The sequence below is a fragment of the Woodsholea maritima DSM 17123 genome, assembly GCF_000382325.1.
GTDB classification, from domain to species: Bacteria; Pseudomonadota; Alphaproteobacteria; order Caulobacterales; family Maricaulaceae; genus Woodsholea; species Woodsholea maritima.
The window spans coordinates 389484-403582 of record NZ_KB908057.1; the positions used below are offsets into that span (position 1 = coordinate 389484).

Genomic DNA, 14099 nt, shown 5'->3' on the forward strand with positions numbered 1-14099 from the left:
TGTCTGACCGATAAGGGAAGCAAGACGGAGCGGGGGCGTTCTTTGTCACGCTGTAGGCCAGCGGGACAACGATCGCCGATAAGGGATTTTTATGGAAACTATTGGCGTTGAAGTGGCGCAAGCCGGTCACGATCTGAGTGTTATGGGCCTGTTTTTGCGCGCCGATATTGTGGTCAAAAGCGTAATGGCCATTTTGGCTTTCTTGTCGGTTTGGACCTGGGCCATCGCGATTGAAAAATCGTTGATGCTGAAAAGTCTGCAGGGCAAAGCCAAGGTTTTTGAACAAGAATTCTGGTCTGGCACCTCTTTAGAGGCGTTGAACCAGCGCTATGGTCATAACCCCAATGATCCCTTTGGGCGGGTTCTGGCCGCGGCGATGCGCGATTTTTCGGGCTATGCGGCCGCCAAATCGGCAGGCGCGGAAGCCAATCGCGAGCTGACCAAGTTGGAAGGCGGCCTGGGCATTCTCGCCATTATCGGCTCGTCCGCGCCCTTTATCGGTCTGCTCGGCACGGTGTGGGGGATTATGAACTCCTTCCGCTCGATCGCGGCCACTCAAGACACCAGTCTTGCCGTTGTGGCCCCGGGTATCGCTGAGGCATTGTTCGCGACGGCTTTGGGCCTGGTTGCCGCTATTCCTGCGGTGATCTTTTTCAACGCCCTGTCGTCTAATCTTGGAAAATACGCGGTGAAGCTGGAAGGCTTTGTCGATGATCTCTCTGCCCTGGCGGCGCGGGGGAATTAAGGATGGGTGCCAGTTTAGACACCGCCAGTTCGGGCCGTTCGCGGCGCAAATGGGGCCCGAAGGCCGAGATTAACGTCACGCCTTTTGTCGATGTGATGCTAGTTTTGTTGATCGTCTTCATGGTTACCGCGCCGTTATTGAGTGTGGGGGTCGAGGTGGATCTGCCCGACACCGAAGCTCAGGCGATGACGACCTCAGAGGAGCCTTTGACCCTGACCATTCAGGCCGATGGCAAGATCTATCTGCAGGAAACCGAGATTGTGTTTGACGAGCTGGTTCCGCGCCTGCGCGCGATTGCCGGCACGGGCTCTGAGGCCCGGATCTATATTCGCGCCGATGATGGTGCAGAATATGGCGATGTCATGCGTGTGATGGCGCGGGTGTCCTCTGCCGGCTACGGCAATTTGGGCCTCGTCACTGATCCGATCCGTAACTAGGTGCACGGGATAGACCTTCATGCGTAAGGTTTTAGGCATAGTTTTGTCGTTGGCGCTGCACGCTTTGGTGCTGGGCGCGGGCTATGTCTATTTACCCTCTTTCCTCAAGGATCTCGAAAGTGCGCATATCGTCCCGATCGAGCTGGTCACCTTGAGCTCGCACTCGAATGTGCGCGCCAGTGCCCAAACCCCTGAGCCCGAGCCAGAGGACGAACCCGATATCGATCAGCCGATCGCGCCCGAGCCTCAGCCCGTTGAAGAACCGCAGCCGCAACCTGAGCCCGAGCCCGAGCCCGAGCCCATTCCTTTGCCGCCTGAGCAACAAGAGGAGCGCGCGCCCGAGCCTGAGCCTGAGCCCGAGCCGGTTCAGTCTGAACCCGAGCCGGAGCCTCAGCCTCAACCGCGCCAGCCCGATCCTCAGCCTGAGCCAGAGCCTGAACGGCGCGAGCCCCAGCGCCCGCGTGAGCCGTCCTTGTCGGATCTGTTGAACCTCGCCCAAGATACCGCGCAAGTCGCGCGCAGTAATAATCAAGGCGAAACCCAGCGTCAGGTCGGGGCGGGCACGGCCAATACGGCGTCCGCGCGCGATTTGATGTTCTCGCAAGTGCGTCGCTGCTGGCGTGAACCCGCGGACATGCCCAATCCGGAACAATTGGGCGTCACGGTCAATATTCGCCTGGAGCGGAATGGAACGCTTGCCGATGCCCCGCGTCTACAAGATGAAAACCGGGTGATGAATTCATCAAACCGGTATCTGCGCATTGCCGGTGAACGCGCTGTGCGTGCGGTTTTGGACTGCCAGCCCTATCATTTGCCGCCTGAGCAATACAGCGAATGGCGCTCTGTCACTTTAAATTTCCAATTGTCATTGTGATGACCCAATCGCCTGCTAAACTGACCCAAAATGGAGCCAATGTGATGCGATTACTAAGACTAAGCTTGTCTGCCCTCCTCGCCTGCCTTGCCTTTGTCAGCGCGGCGCAGGCCCAGCTGGTCGTCGATGTCACCGAGGGCCATTTGGAGCCTTTGCCGATTGCGGTTCCAGATTTTGTCGGTGAGCCTGGTTTGGCCAGTGAGCGCGGCGCGGATATCGCGCGTGTCGTGGCCGCAGACTTAGCCAGCTCCGGGCTTTTCGCACCGATTGATGATGAAGCATTTATTGAGCGCATCGAAGATATCAATCTGCGCCCGCGCTTTGGCGATTGGCGGGTTATCAATGCCGATGCCCTGGTCGTGGGCAGTGTTGAGGTGATGGACGATGGCCGACTGTTGGTGGCTTTCCGTCTATGGGATACGGCGTCTGAACAGCAATTGACCGGTCTGCGTTTGACGTCCGTGCCGGAAAATTGGCGCCGGGTCGCGCACAAGCTGGCCGATGCGGTGTATGAGCGTTTGACCGGCGAAAAAGGCTATTTCGATACGCGCATCGTTTATGTCGCGGAATCGCCGGGCGATAACGGCATTCCGGTACGCCGCTTGGCGATTATGGATCAGGACGGGGCCAATCCCTCCTTCCTGACCAGCCGCAATTATATGGCGTTATTGCCGAACTATTCGCCTGTCAGCCAGGAAATCACCTATGTGTCTTTCCGCGACGGCCATGCAACCAGCTTCCTTTATGATCTGGAAAGTGGGCGCCAAGAAGCCCTGTTTGATAGTGGGCCAAGCCTGGCGTCTGAGGGTCAAAGCCTGTCTGCGCGCTATCACCCGCAAGGCCATGTGCTGGCCGTGTCGGCCGAGCGTCAGGGTAATCACGATATTTTCCGCTTTGATCTGCGTACGCGTCAATTGCGCCAGCTGACCAACAGCCCGGCCAATGATGTGGAGCCGTCTTATTCCCCCGATGGGGAGCGCTTGGTCTTTTCCTCAACGCGCGGCGGGTCGTCTCAACTTTATGTTATGAGCGCGGATGGCGGTGAAGCCCAGCGCATCACCTTTGGTGAAGGGCGCTATACGACGCCGGTTTGGTCACCGCGCGGCGATTTGATCGCCTTTACCAAACAACACCAAGGCATGTTCTCTTTAGGCGTTGTGCGCGCCGATGGCTCTGGGGACGAACGCATTCTTTATGAAGGCTTTTTCGTTGACACCCCGGCCTGGTCGCCCAATGGCCGCGTCATTCTCTTTACCCGCGGTGAGCGTCGTTCGGACGGCACGCGCTACGAGATTTGGAGTGTAGATTTGGCAGGTTTCAACCTCCGTCGCCTGCCGACACAAGGTCAAGCATCCGACCCCGCATGGTCGCCCTTGATTGAGTGATGATTTACGGAGTAATATGCATGCGAGCGTGTGACAGAGGGGTGTTGTACGCGAGCTTGTAGGACGTCACACATATCACTTTCGTAAGGGGGGAAGCCTCCCACCTTCGAGGCTTTGATGAGGGTTTTTTCGCGCCATGAAATATGTATCTGTACTCTCAGCCGCTGTGCTGGGCCTGTCCCTCGCAGCTTGCGCCAGCAAGCCTGCACCTGTTGAGCCAACTCCGGCTCCTGTTGAGCGTCCTGCTCCACAGCCGCGCCCTGAGCCACAAGGCCCAGTTGCCGGTTCAGTCCAAGACTTTGAAGTGAACGCTGGCGACCGCGTTTTCTACGGCTATGATCGTTACGATCTGACCGGTGAAGCCCGCGAAACCTTGCGCCGTCAGGCGTCTTGGTTGAACGCTTATCCGCAAACTCGCATCCTGATTGCTGGCAATTGCGATGAGCGCGGCACGCGCGAATACAACTTGGCTCTGGGCAATCGCCGTGCACAATCTGCACGCGACTTCCTGATCAGCCAAGGTGTAGACCCATCTCGCATCTCTGTTGTTTCTTACGGTAAAGAGCGCCCAACTTGCACCGAGAACTCTGAGCGCTGCCATGCGGTCAACCGTAACGCCATCACCGTGATCACGGACGGCGCTGCGTCTTAATCTGACGCTTTCGGTTATAGAGTGAATGAAGAGACCCGCCTTGCCATTGGCTTGGCGGGTCTTTTTAATGATCGCCATAAAATGGGCCAGCTTGAACTTTAAAAGCGAAGCTTCGTTATGGATCTAGGGCGCGAGCGATCGCGTCCCCCTATCAGGGTCGAGGCGGGGGATAAGAGGGTATGCAAATGTTGCGGATTTTTGGATGTGTTCTTGTTGTGCTGGCGATGGCCGCTCCGGCTCAGGCGCAATCGCGCCGGGAATTAGCTGAGCGCTTGGACCGGGTTGAAGCGCGCTTGGCCGATTTAGAAACACAATTTCTCGCCGGTGATCCGGTGGCGGAACGTTTGATCACCCGCGTTGATGCGCTGGAGCGTGAGCAGCGCCAAACCACGGGCGAGCTGGAACGCATGAGCTTTGAAAATCGCCGTATGCGTCAGGAATTGGAAGCCTTAGGCGTTAATATTGAGCGCTTGTTGCGCGGTAATGTCATGACCCAAGAGGGTGAAGGCGGTCCGGCAAGCCTGGAGCCTCAAGTCGGCCAAGGCGCAAGTGTTGATCCTAGCGTGGTCCCGCAAGACCCGAATGATCCGTTTCGGGATGCGCGCGCGGCCAGCGTACAGCCTTTGGGCCAAACCCGTTTGCCAGAACCCTCTCAGCGCGTTGAAGACGAGGACTTCCAATCTGGTCCTGCGGCTCTGGCCGGAACGGCCAGCGTAGAAACCCAGGCTCTGCCTGAAGATCTGTTCCGCGAAGGACGTTCGCGCTTGCTGGATGGTGATTTTGCCGGCGCTCAGGAAAGTTTTGCTAACTTTGTTCAAATTTATCCCCAGAATGATTTGGCAGGGGATGCCTGGTATTGGTTGGGGGAGACCCATTTCGTGCAAGGTGAATTCCCTGATGCAACAGAGGCTTACATTTCATCCTTGCGCGCCAATGAGCGCGGGGAGAAAGCGCCCGATGCTTTAATTCGTCTGGGTGCGTCCTTGGCAGCCCTTGATCGACTTGACCAGGCGTGCGCTACTTTAAATAATTTCTCTCGCCAATTTCCCAATGCAGGCGAAGATGCGCGCAGGAAAGCACGCCGTGAAGCCGCGCGGGCAGGATGTAACTAGATCGCTCGTGCGTCCTTGATGAAAGGTCGTAATGCGATGACACCTGATCACTTCGCCCGACGCATGGATCGCCTGAGTGCCGAGGCGGGGGTGGCCAGTGGGCCGGTCGCGATCGGTTTGTCAGGGGGCGGGGATTCGCTTGCCCTTTTGCTCCACATGTCACAATGGGCCAAGACCCGTGATCGCGCCTTGCACGCCATTATCGTGGACCATGCCCTGCGCGATGAAAGTGCGCTTGAAGCGCTGGACGCGGCCCAACATGCCGCACGGATGGGCGCGTCAGCGCATATTCTGCGCTGGGGGCACGCGCGTCCGGGCCAAAAGCTCGCGCGTGAAGCGCGCCATGATTTATTTGCCAAGGCCTGCACGCGTCTTGGGATAAAGCTGTTATGCCTGGGCCATACTTTGGATGATCAGGCCGAAACGCTCTGGATGCGCATTATCCGCGGCGTTGAGGGTAAGGGGCTCACGGGCATGACGGCGCTTTCACCCTCGCCCAGCTGGCCTTTAGGGCGCGATCTTTGGATTGCCCGGCCCTTGCTTGATCAAGCGCGTGAGGATTTGCGCGATGTTTTGCGCCAGAATAAACTCAAATGGGTCGATGATCCTTCCAATGATAACGCCTTTTATGAGCGGGTTCGTGCGCGTCGCAGTCTAAAAGGCTTTCAAGATCAGGGGTTAGAGCTCACCCCCCTGGGTGAATTTGCCGATCAAAACCGTGAACCGGATAATGCTGCGCGTTTGGAGGCCATAAATTTTACCCACCGTTCAGTCACGCTGTATAGGTGGGGCGGTTTTAGTGTGGACCGCGAGGCCTTTGCGCGTTTATCAGAAAATGCGCAAACCCTTCTGCTCGAAGGGGTGCTTTTGGGCATTTCGGGACAAAGAGGTCCTGTGCCGGCACCGACTATCCGCGCATTTCGCAATTGGATTTTGCAAGGTGAAGCGGGTACTGGTTTTGGTGTGCATATCACCGAAAAGGGTGTCATGGGGCGCGATCCGGGCGCGGTCAGTGGTCGGCGCGATGGCATGGCAGGGCTTATTCCCTTCGCTTTGAGTGAGGGGGCCTGCGGCATTTGGGATGGACGCTTCTTTATTCGCGCAAAAACAACCCTTTTGGTGCGCCCCTGTAAACGCCAGGATGACCGTGATCCGGACAATCCCCTTTGGGGGGCTGAGGCGAAAATACCGCCCGCTCTACGCCAAAGCCTGGGCGTATGTGTCGCAGAGGGCGAAAATCTGCAAGGCGTGATGGGCGCAGAAGGCCCGGTGGCTGATATTGAGTGGCTGGGATGGGAAAGATTGCAGCGCAGCCTGCTTTGCGTTCACCCTTTAGCGTGGTTTGATGTTGTATAACTGTATTTGAATCTCAAAGATGACTGGCAGAACCCTTAGGGGCTACCAATATCATCTTGAACCGATAAAACTCGTACGCCCTGTGATAGAGGGGCGCACCACAAGGACGAACGTATGAATTTGCGCAATATCTTGGTCTGGGGGATTTTGCTGGTCTTATTGTTGGCCCTGTTCAACATGGTTCAAGGCCATTCCAATACGCCAAGCGGAACCGAAATTTCCTATAGCCAGTTCATGACCCAGGTTGAGCGCGGCGAAGTTCAATCGGTCGTCATTGAAGGCCAGAATATTCGCGGCCAGACCAATAGCGGTGAGTTTCGCACCTTTGTCCCTGCGGATGCCCCGGTATCCCAGGCCTTGCGTGAGAATGGGGTTGATATCAAAGCGCAAGAACCCACTGAGGGTGGGCTTAATATCATCAGCATCCTGATCAGCTGGTTCCCGATGCTGTTGCTGATCGGTGTGTGGATTTTCTTCATGCGTCAGATGCAGGGCGGCGGTCGCGGGGCCATGGGCTTTGGTAAATCAAAGGCCAAGCTGTTGACCGAGAAAACGGGCCGGGTCACCTTTGACGATGTGGCCGGTGTTGATGAAGCCAAAGAAGAGCTCCAAGAGATTGTCGAGTTCTTGAAAGATCCTTCAAAGTTTCAGCGCCTGGGCGGTAAAATTCCAAAAGGTGCGCTGCTGGTGGGCCCTCCAGGGACCGGTAAAACCTTGATTGCGCGCGCCGTGGCCGGTGAAGCCAATGTGCCCTTCTTTACGATTTCAGGCTCTGATTTCGTGGAAATGTTCGTCGGTGTCGGTGCCAGCCGGGTGCGGGACATGTTCGAGCAGGCCAAGAAAAACGCGCCTTGCATCATCTTCATTGATGAGATTGACGCCGTTGGTCGCCATCGCGGGGCCGGTATGGGCGGCGGCAATGATGAGCGCGAACAGACCTTGAACCAACTCCTCGTTGAGATGGATGGATTTGAAGCCAATGAAGGCATTATCCTGATCGCGGCCACCAACCGGCCGGATGTGTTGGATGCCGCTCTCTTGCGTCCTGGTCGTTTCGACCGTCAGGTCGAAGTGCCAAACCCTGATATTATCGGGCGTGAAAAGGTCTTGAAAGTGCATATGCGTAATGTGCCCTTGGCTGATGATGTTGATCCTAAAGTTATCGCGCGCGGTACACCGGGCTTTTCAGGCGCGGATCTGATGAATTTGGTCAATGAAGCGGCCCTTCTGGCGGCACGGCGCAATAAGCGCGTGGTCGCCATGAAAGAGTTCGAAGACGCTAAGGATAAGGTTCTGATGGGGCCAGAGCGTCGCTCTATGGTCATGTCAGAAAAAGAAAAAATTCTGACCGCCTATCACGAAGCCGGTCACGCCATCGTCGGCTTGAATGTACCGGCCGCTGATCCGGTGCATAAGGCGACGATTATCCCGCGTGGGCGCGCTTTGGGCATGGTGATGCAATTGCCAGAAGCGGATAAGCTGAGCCAATCGCGCGAAGAAATGATCTCTCGCCTGGCGATCTTGATGGGCGGGCGCGCCGCGGAAGAGCTGAAATTCGGTAAAGACAAAGTCACCTCCGGGGCGTCTTCGGATATTGAGCAGGCAACGCGCATCGCGCGCGCCATGGTCACCGAATATGGCTTGGTCGATGAGATCGGTCCAATTGCCTATAGCCATCGCGGCGATAGCTATCAGCCTGATATCGGGCGCGGCACAGCCTTGTCCGCGGAAACCGCGCGTATGATTGAAGATCACATTCGTAAACTGGTTGTCGAGGGCCATGAAACGGCACGTCGCATCTTGACGGAGAAGGGCGAGGACTGGGAAATACTTGCTCAAGGTCTTTTGGAGTATGAAACTCTGACCGGGGAAGAGATTACCAATCTGATCAAAGGCATCCCGCCAAAACGCCCGGATATGCCCTCCAGCCCGCCTAAGGGCGGTAGCGGTGCGGTGCCGGTGATTGAGGATGAAGGTGATGCGCCTTTATCGGGCGATCTGGAGCCTAAACCCGGCGTCTAAGGCGTTTGACGACTTACAAAAAGCCCGGTCCTCTTTGAGGGCCGGGTTTTTTCTTGAAAATGTCATATATCTAAAATTGTAAAACGCAGCGCCTAAGCGTTTACTGGGGCCTTCCAATCTCGCGATGGAGGGCCCAGGCCATGGCCGGTTATGATCCTAATTTCCTCGATGTCTCTGTGCCTTTACCGGATTATTCGGCGCGCATTGCAGGCCGGGTGTTACGTAGCCCGACGCTGGTTGAAGAGATCAATGCCACCTATGTCAATTACACGGTGGTGATGGACCGCGACATGCGCGCCCCCTTCTTTGCGGCGTTAAACGTAGACCAGGGGCAATTTAAAACGGTTCCCCGCTCGGATAAGTGGCGCATTGATAGCCGGGTCGGACCCGATTATCAGCTGAATAATGACTATTATCGCGACAACCCCTGGGATCGCGGGCATTTGGCCCGTAAAGCCACCGCGGCCTGGGGCCGCACGGCGCGCGAAGCCAAGATGGCCTCTGATGATACCTTCTTCTTCACCAATGCCTGTTTACAACACGCCCGCTTCAACCAAGATGAGTGGCTGGCGCTGGAAGAATGGGTCTATGCGTGTGATCTCGACCGCGATGGCCGGTTGAGCGTGATCTCCGGGCCGATTTTTGGAGACTTCTCGCGTACAATCACGCCTGAGGGGCGTCCCCCGGCCATGATCCCGTCAGCCTTTTTCAAGGTCGTGATGTTTATGAATAAAAGCGATGCGCTGGAAACGCGCGCCTTTATCATGATGCAAGATGCGGAGGCGATGGCCGATCGCTCGGGCCGTAAACTGTTTGATTATCAAAACTATCAAGTCTCAGTGACGGAGATTGAAGAGCGCACGGGCCTGGTCTTTCCCGATGTGGTGCCTGCCTCTAATCCGCTCTACTTCTCTGACAGTACCGCGACCCGTGACGCGCGTGAGCGTTTGAATGTGCGCAGCCTGCCTGAGCGGATTGAGACCAATGTGCCCGAAGAATTGGTTGGGGCCAGAGAGGTGCGCGAAACCGTGCGTGATGAGGAGATTGATGTCTTCATCTCTGCGGCGATGGTCAATCCGCTGGGCGATGAGCGCGAGGGCGAATGGGTTTCAATCCTCAATCTTTCAAACGAGACGATTGATCTTTCAGGCTGGACGATCAGTGATGCCAAACGCACCCCCAAACCACTGGACGGGCTTTTAGGGCCGGGTGAGGGAAAGCGCATTCAGCCGGTCTCGCCCCTGATGCTCTCCAATAAAGGCGGGGTCATCCGCCTGATGAATGGCGCAGGTGAGCGGGTCGACCGCGTGCAATACGCCGAAGAACAGGGCCGCAAGGACGGCGAGACGATTACCTTCATTCACCGCTCGCTCGGCTGGGTGGATCCGGCGAAAACCGCCGGCATGCCCCCGCAAAAAGCTCCGATCCGCATTCTTAATCCGGATGAGGATAACCCAGCCCTTGATGACGATCTCTAAGCGTGAAGGGCGCGTGGCCATTGCGCCGCGCGCGCGCTGGTGTATCTAAGGGGTATGAGCGCTAATCTTTCCCGCGCCCATCCGGTCGTGATGGGCATTGTCAATGTCACGCCCGACAGTTTCTCCGATGGCGGACAATTTTCCACCCCTGAAGCGGGTGTAGCCCATGGCTTGTCCTTGATCGAGGAGGGGGCCGACTGGCTCGATATTGGCGGGGAATCAACCCGGCCCGGCGCGGATCCGGTAAGTGTGCGCGATGAGATGGCCCGCGTGGTTCCGGTGATCGAAGCCTTGACCCGTCTGCGCCCGGATATCCCGCTCTCGATTGACACTATGAAGCCTGAAGTCGCAGAAGCCGCCATCGCGTCCGGTGCGCGTTTGTGGAATGATGTCAATGGGTTGCGTGCGCCGGGGGCGCCGCGCATGGCAGCAAAGCTGGGCTGTGGTGTGTGCCTGATGCACATGTTGGGTGAGCCCAAAACCATGCAAAGCGCGCCGGTCTACACCGATGTGGTACGCGAGGTGAGCGGATTTCTAACCGAGCGGATACGAATTGCCGTTGAAGCCGGGGTGAAGCCTTGCGATATTTGGCTGGATCCGGGGATCGGATTTGGCAAGACGCTCGCGCATAATCTGAAGCTGTTGCGCCATATTGAAGCATTGAAATGGTTGGGCTTTCCGATCCTTATTGGGGCCTCTCGCAAGCGTTTCATTGGTGAATTGGATGCGGGCGCTGAGGCTGATCACCGTCTGGGCGGGTCTTTGGCGGTGGCGCTTTATGCCGCGCGCCAAGGCGCTGCGGTGGTGCGGGTGCATGATGTGCGCGCCACGGTGCAGGCCTTAAAAGTGCAAAGCGCGTTATTATTTGGGGAGTAGTCATGGGGTTTACTCTGTTTGGCGCTAAGGGCTGCGGGTCCATGGCCGTTGAGGCCCTGTTGAGCGTCTTGAACCTGGACTATGAGCTGATCGAGCACTCCCCCTTTGAAGAGGGGCAGTTGGAACAACTGCTTCACATCAATCCGGTGGGGCAGGTGCCTGCGCTGGTCCTGCCCGATGGGCAGGTGATGTGCGAAAGCGCGGCGATTTTGATGTATCTGGCCGAGCGCTATGGCGCAGATGCCGGTTGGATGCCTGCGATCACCGCGCGCGAACGTCCTGTTTTGATGCGCTGGATGGTCTTCTTGGCCGCGAATATCTATTCGACCTATGTGTTAAGCGATAAGCCGTCGCGTTTTCATCCCGATCCTGATCAACATGGCGTGATGAAAGACCTCGCCACCGAACGGCGAAAGAGCCTGTGGCTCATTATGGAACAGGCCTTCAAGGCGCATGAAAGTCCTTATTTATTGGGAGATAGGCCAACCATCCTTGATCTTTATACCGCGATGATCAGCCTGTGGACCCCCAGCCGCGTATGGTTTGATGATCACTGCCCGCGCTTGGCGCGCGCGGCCCATCTGCTAGAAACAGATCTACGCATTCGCGAGATCTGGATGCGCCATGAGGCCCCGATTTAATCGGCGCGTGTGAGGATAAGTCATGCATTTAGGACCTTGGACCCTTTTGGTCATCGGCGGAATATTGGAAATGGTCTGGGCCTTGGGTTTTAAATACGTCAAGGACGATGGCCCTTGGATCTATCAGGGCGGTATTTTGGTGGCGCTGGTCGGATCGCTGTGGTTTTTGTCCAGTGCAATGAAGCATTTACCCGCCGGAACCGCCTATGCGGTCTGGACCGGTATCGGCGCGGTAGGCGTGGCTGTGGTCGGCATCTTATTCTTTAAAGAGCCCGCAACCCTGGCCCGGCTGATCTGCCTGGGCCTGATTGTCTCGGGCATTATCGGGTTGAAGCTGACGGCTTGAGATTGATACTCAAAAATTGACGCTCTGGGCGAGATTAGAGCGTCAATCTCAAGGGTGACTAGGCTCAAGGGTGACTAGGCTCAAGGGTGACTAGGAATTGGCCAGCGCGGCGAGGCGGGCATAAAGGCCATCCTCACGACCGGTTAGCTCATCATGAGTGCCCTGTTCAACGATCCGCCCCTGATCGAAAACGAGGATCCGATCTGCATCCCGAATGGTCGACAGGCGGTGGGCGATAATGATCGCGGTCTTGCCCTGGGTCACCTCGGCCATCGCCTCCTGCACCTGACGTTCGGTCTCGTTATCGAGCGAGGAGGTCGCCTCGTCAAAGATCAAGATCGGCGCGTTTGAGAGGATGGCGCGCGCAATCGCCACCCGTTGACGTTCCCCGCCTGACAGCTTGACGCCGCGCTCGCCCACCAGGGTTTTATACCCTTTAGGCAGGTTCATGATGAAGTCATGGGCGCGCGCACGCTCGGCCGCTTCGACAATCGCTTTGTGATCGGCTTTGGGCCGGCCATAGGCGATGTTTTCCTCGATCGAGCGGTGGAAGAGCACCGGATCTTGCGGCACCAGGGCGATATGACGGCGTAGGCTGGCCTGGGTGACATCACGCACATCCTGGCCATCAATCTCAACATGGCCGTTATTGATGTCATAAAGGCGCTGGACCAGCTTGACGAAGGTTGACTTGCCTGAGCCCGTCGGGCCAACGAGGGCCACCTTCTCACCCGGTTCAATGCTCAGGTTAAAGCCCTCATAGAGGAGGGTTTCCTGACCCTCATAGCCGAAATCGACATTTTTAAACTCAATCCGTCCAGAGACGGGTTTGAATTTGGGCGCTTTGGGCTTGTCTTTGATCTGCTCCGGGGTTTGGTTATAGGCGGCGATGTCCTGGATCTCATCCAGGCTGCGCTGGACATTTTGCACCTCTTCCCCGAAGCGGCGCATATAGCCCGACATCAACATGAAGGCGGTAATGGCAAACACCACATCGCCCGCACTGGCATTGCCCTTCTGCCATAACAGGATCAAGAACCCGACCAGACCGGCTTGCAGTGCGACCACGCAGGCATTTTGTAACAGCCAGGTGTTGACGAAGCGCGTCCAGTTCTTCTTCGCCTCTGCGCGCCAATCCCAGGCCAGATTGTAAAACCGGGTATGCTCGCGCGCTTCTGAGCCAAAGCTTTTCACTGTGGCAATGCCGGTCATGGCATCGGCCAGGGCCCCGCCCAGTTCAGAATCCTTGGCATTCGCGCGTAGATTCTGGGGACGGATATAATATTGCGCCAGCACCAGATTAGCGACCATGAAGAAAGCAATGACGCTGAGCCCATAAACGCCGACCCACACCCAATTGAGCGCCATGTAAATGCCTAAACCAAACATCACCAGGATGGAGGGCAGCAGGCTGAACCAAAAGGTCGCGGTAATGGTATCATAGGCCCACATGCCGCGCGTAATCTTACGCACGACCGAACCAGCAAAGGTATTGGCATGCCAGTCAAGGGAGAATTTTTGCACCTTGGCGAAGGCTTCACTGGTCATATCGGCCATATTGGCGCTGGAAAACGGGATCTCATTCCTGACCATGGCTTGGCGCGAGGCATGCAGCGCAATCGCTAGCCCAATGAACACAGCATAGGCGGGCCAGGGCGATTCGCTGGCTTCACCTTTATTGAGCACATCAATCAAATGCCCGGCGGCAATCGGAATGGTGATATCAATAAAGGTGGTCAACAGCGAAAACACAACAATCGCACCAAACATGATGGGGCGACGCATCCACTGCGCAAACAGAAAGCTCAAGACTTCGAGATTTTTAAGGGGTTTCTGGCTGGGCACGTCCTCGTGCTCATCCTCGAACAGATCATCATCCATTGCAGGCTCCTACCGCGAGAAAGCGGGGCTTCGTCTGTGTTTAAATTTGTGATGGGTGTGCAGCTGGTCAGTGACCGGATCTCGAACGTCAAACGCGCGCTCGCTCTATCAGGACTGAGGCGCGCGCTGACATGCGCCTCACAAATTTAGGACTTGGACATGGAGCTGGCCGCGGCCTCCCAAAAGAAAGCTGGATGATGGTCTTGATCGTGTGGGAAACAAGATTTACGCCCATAGTTCCGATCATACCAGAGTAAAGTCTGCGAAAAAGTCGCACGACCGCTCTGTGTGATA

Annotated in this window: 13 protein-coding genes; 12 read left to right on the plus strand and 1 reads right to left on the minus strand. The window is 56.6% G+C overall.

Annotated features, from left to right (window positions below; genetic code table 11):
- The first annotated feature begins 91 nt into the window (after positions 1–91).
- The 12 genes from H151_RS0107380 (at position 92) to H151_RS0107440 (ending at position 11924) form a co-directional block, all read left to right on the plus strand.
- A complete protein-coding gene (locus tag H151_RS0107380; RefSeq protein ID WP_019961013.1) occupies positions 92–745 on the plus strand; it encodes a MotA/TolQ/ExbB proton channel family protein in 654 nt (217 codons plus the stop codon).
- Positions 746–747: 2 nt separating this feature from the next.
- Complete coding sequence (locus tag H151_RS0107385; protein WP_019961014.1) at positions 748–1182, plus strand: ExbD/TolR family protein; 435 nt, start codon at positions 748–750, stop codon at positions 1180–1182.
- Positions 1183–1201: 19 nt separating this feature from the next.
- Positions 1202–2056 carry a cell envelope integrity protein TolA gene (locus H151_RS17000; RefSeq protein WP_019961015.1) on the plus strand — a complete coding sequence of 285 codons (855 nt, stop codon included), beginning with the start codon at positions 1202–1204 and terminating at the stop codon, positions 2054–2056.
- Between the two features lie 44 nt (positions 2057–2100).
- On the plus strand, positions 2101–3441 hold the full coding sequence (tolB, locus tag H151_RS0107395) for a Tol-Pal system beta propeller repeat protein TolB (RefSeq protein ID WP_026353894.1): 1341 nt from the start codon (positions 2101–2103) through the stop codon (positions 3439–3441).
- Between the two features lie 136 nt (positions 3442–3577).
- Positions 3578–4093: a peptidoglycan-associated lipoprotein Pal gene (gene pal, locus H151_RS0107400; protein ID WP_019961017.1), complete on the plus strand. Its 516-nt coding sequence runs from the start codon at positions 3578–3580 to the stop codon at positions 4091–4093.
- A gap of 185 nt (positions 4094–4278) precedes the next feature.
- A complete protein-coding gene (gene ybgF, locus H151_RS0107410) occupies positions 4279–5205 on the plus strand; it encodes a tol-pal system protein YbgF (RefSeq protein WP_019961018.1) in 927 nt (308 codons plus the stop codon).
- Between the two features lie 36 nt (positions 5206–5241).
- Positions 5242–6561: a tRNA lysidine(34) synthetase TilS gene (gene tilS, locus H151_RS17005; RefSeq protein WP_019961019.1), complete on the plus strand. Its 1320-nt coding sequence runs from the start codon at positions 5242–5244 to the stop codon at positions 6559–6561.
- A gap of 114 nt (positions 6562–6675) precedes the next feature.
- Positions 6676–8583, plus strand: coding sequence for an ATP-dependent zinc metalloprotease FtsH (ftsH, locus tag H151_RS0107420; protein ID WP_019961020.1), 1908 nt, complete (start codon positions 6676–6678; stop codon positions 8581–8583).
- Between the two features lie 140 nt (positions 8584–8723).
- Entirely contained in the window at positions 8724–10061 is a 1338-nt protein-coding gene (locus tag H151_RS0107425; RefSeq protein WP_019961021.1) for a DNA/RNA non-specific endonuclease, read from the plus strand.
- A gap of 54 nt (positions 10062–10115) precedes the next feature.
- Positions 10116–10937 carry a dihydropteroate synthase gene (folP, locus tag H151_RS0107430; protein ID WP_019961022.1) on the plus strand — a complete coding sequence of 274 codons (822 nt, stop codon included), beginning with the start codon at positions 10116–10118 and terminating at the stop codon, positions 10935–10937.
- Between the two features lie 2 nt (positions 10938–10939).
- Complete coding sequence (locus tag H151_RS0107435; RefSeq protein ID WP_040758928.1) at positions 10940–11578, plus strand: glutathione S-transferase family protein; 639 nt, start codon at positions 10940–10942, stop codon at positions 11576–11578.
- Positions 11579–11600: 22 nt separating this feature from the next.
- Positions 11601–11924 (plus strand): DMT family transporter, encoded by a 324-nt coding sequence (locus tag H151_RS0107440; protein ID WP_019961024.1) that lies wholly within the window; start codon positions 11601–11603, stop codon positions 11922–11924.
- A gap of 90 nt (positions 11925–12014) precedes the next feature.
- Here H151_RS0107440 and H151_RS0107445 read toward each other — a convergent pair whose 3' ends face one another.
- On the minus strand, positions 12015–13805 hold the full coding sequence (locus H151_RS0107445) for an ABC transporter ATP-binding protein (protein WP_019961025.1): 1791 nt from the start codon (positions 13803–13805) through the stop codon (positions 12015–12017).
- Positions 13806–14099: the final 294 nt, after the last annotated feature.

Excerpts from the sequence above, each read along its gene's own strand:
- H151_RS0107380 (WP_019961013.1), top strand. The coding sequence starts at position 92 with ATGGAAACTATTGGCGTTGAAGTGGCGCAAGCCGGTCACGATCTGAGT.
- H151_RS0107385 (WP_019961014.1), top strand. The coding sequence starts at position 748 with ATGGGTGCCAGTTTAGACACCGCCAGTTCGGGCCGTTCGCGGCGCAAA.
- H151_RS17000 (WP_019961015.1), top strand. The coding sequence starts at position 1,202 with ATGCGTAAGGTTTTAGGCATAGTTTTGTCGTTGGCGCTGCACGCTTTG.
- tolB (WP_026353894.1), top strand. The coding sequence starts at position 2,101 with ATGCGATTACTAAGACTAAGCTTGTCTGCCCTCCTCGCCTGCCTTGCC.
- pal (WP_019961017.1), top strand. The coding sequence starts at position 3,578 with ATGAAATATGTATCTGTACTCTCAGCCGCTGTGCTGGGCCTGTCCCTC.
- ybgF (WP_019961018.1), top strand. The coding sequence starts at position 4,279 with ATGTTGCGGATTTTTGGATGTGTTCTTGTTGTGCTGGCGATGGCCGCT.
- tilS (WP_019961019.1), top strand. The coding sequence starts at position 5,242 with ATGACACCTGATCACTTCGCCCGACGCATGGATCGCCTGAGTGCCGAG.
- ftsH (WP_019961020.1), top strand. The coding sequence starts at position 6,676 with ATGAATTTGCGCAATATCTTGGTCTGGGGGATTTTGCTGGTCTTATTG.
- H151_RS0107425 (WP_019961021.1), top strand. The coding sequence starts at position 8,724 with ATGGCCGGTTATGATCCTAATTTCCTCGATGTCTCTGTGCCTTTACCG.
- folP (WP_019961022.1), top strand. The coding sequence starts at position 10,116 with ATGAGCGCTAATCTTTCCCGCGCCCATCCGGTCGTGATGGGCATTGTC.
- H151_RS0107435 (WP_040758928.1), top strand. The coding sequence starts at position 10,940 with ATGGGGTTTACTCTGTTTGGCGCTAAGGGCTGCGGGTCCATGGCCGTT.
- H151_RS0107440 (WP_019961024.1), top strand. The coding sequence starts at position 11,601 with ATGCATTTAGGACCTTGGACCCTTTTGGTCATCGGCGGAATATTGGAA.
- H151_RS0107445 (WP_019961025.1), bottom strand. The coding sequence starts at position 13,805 with ATGGATGATGATCTGTTCGAGGATGAGCACGAGGACGTGCCCAGCCAG.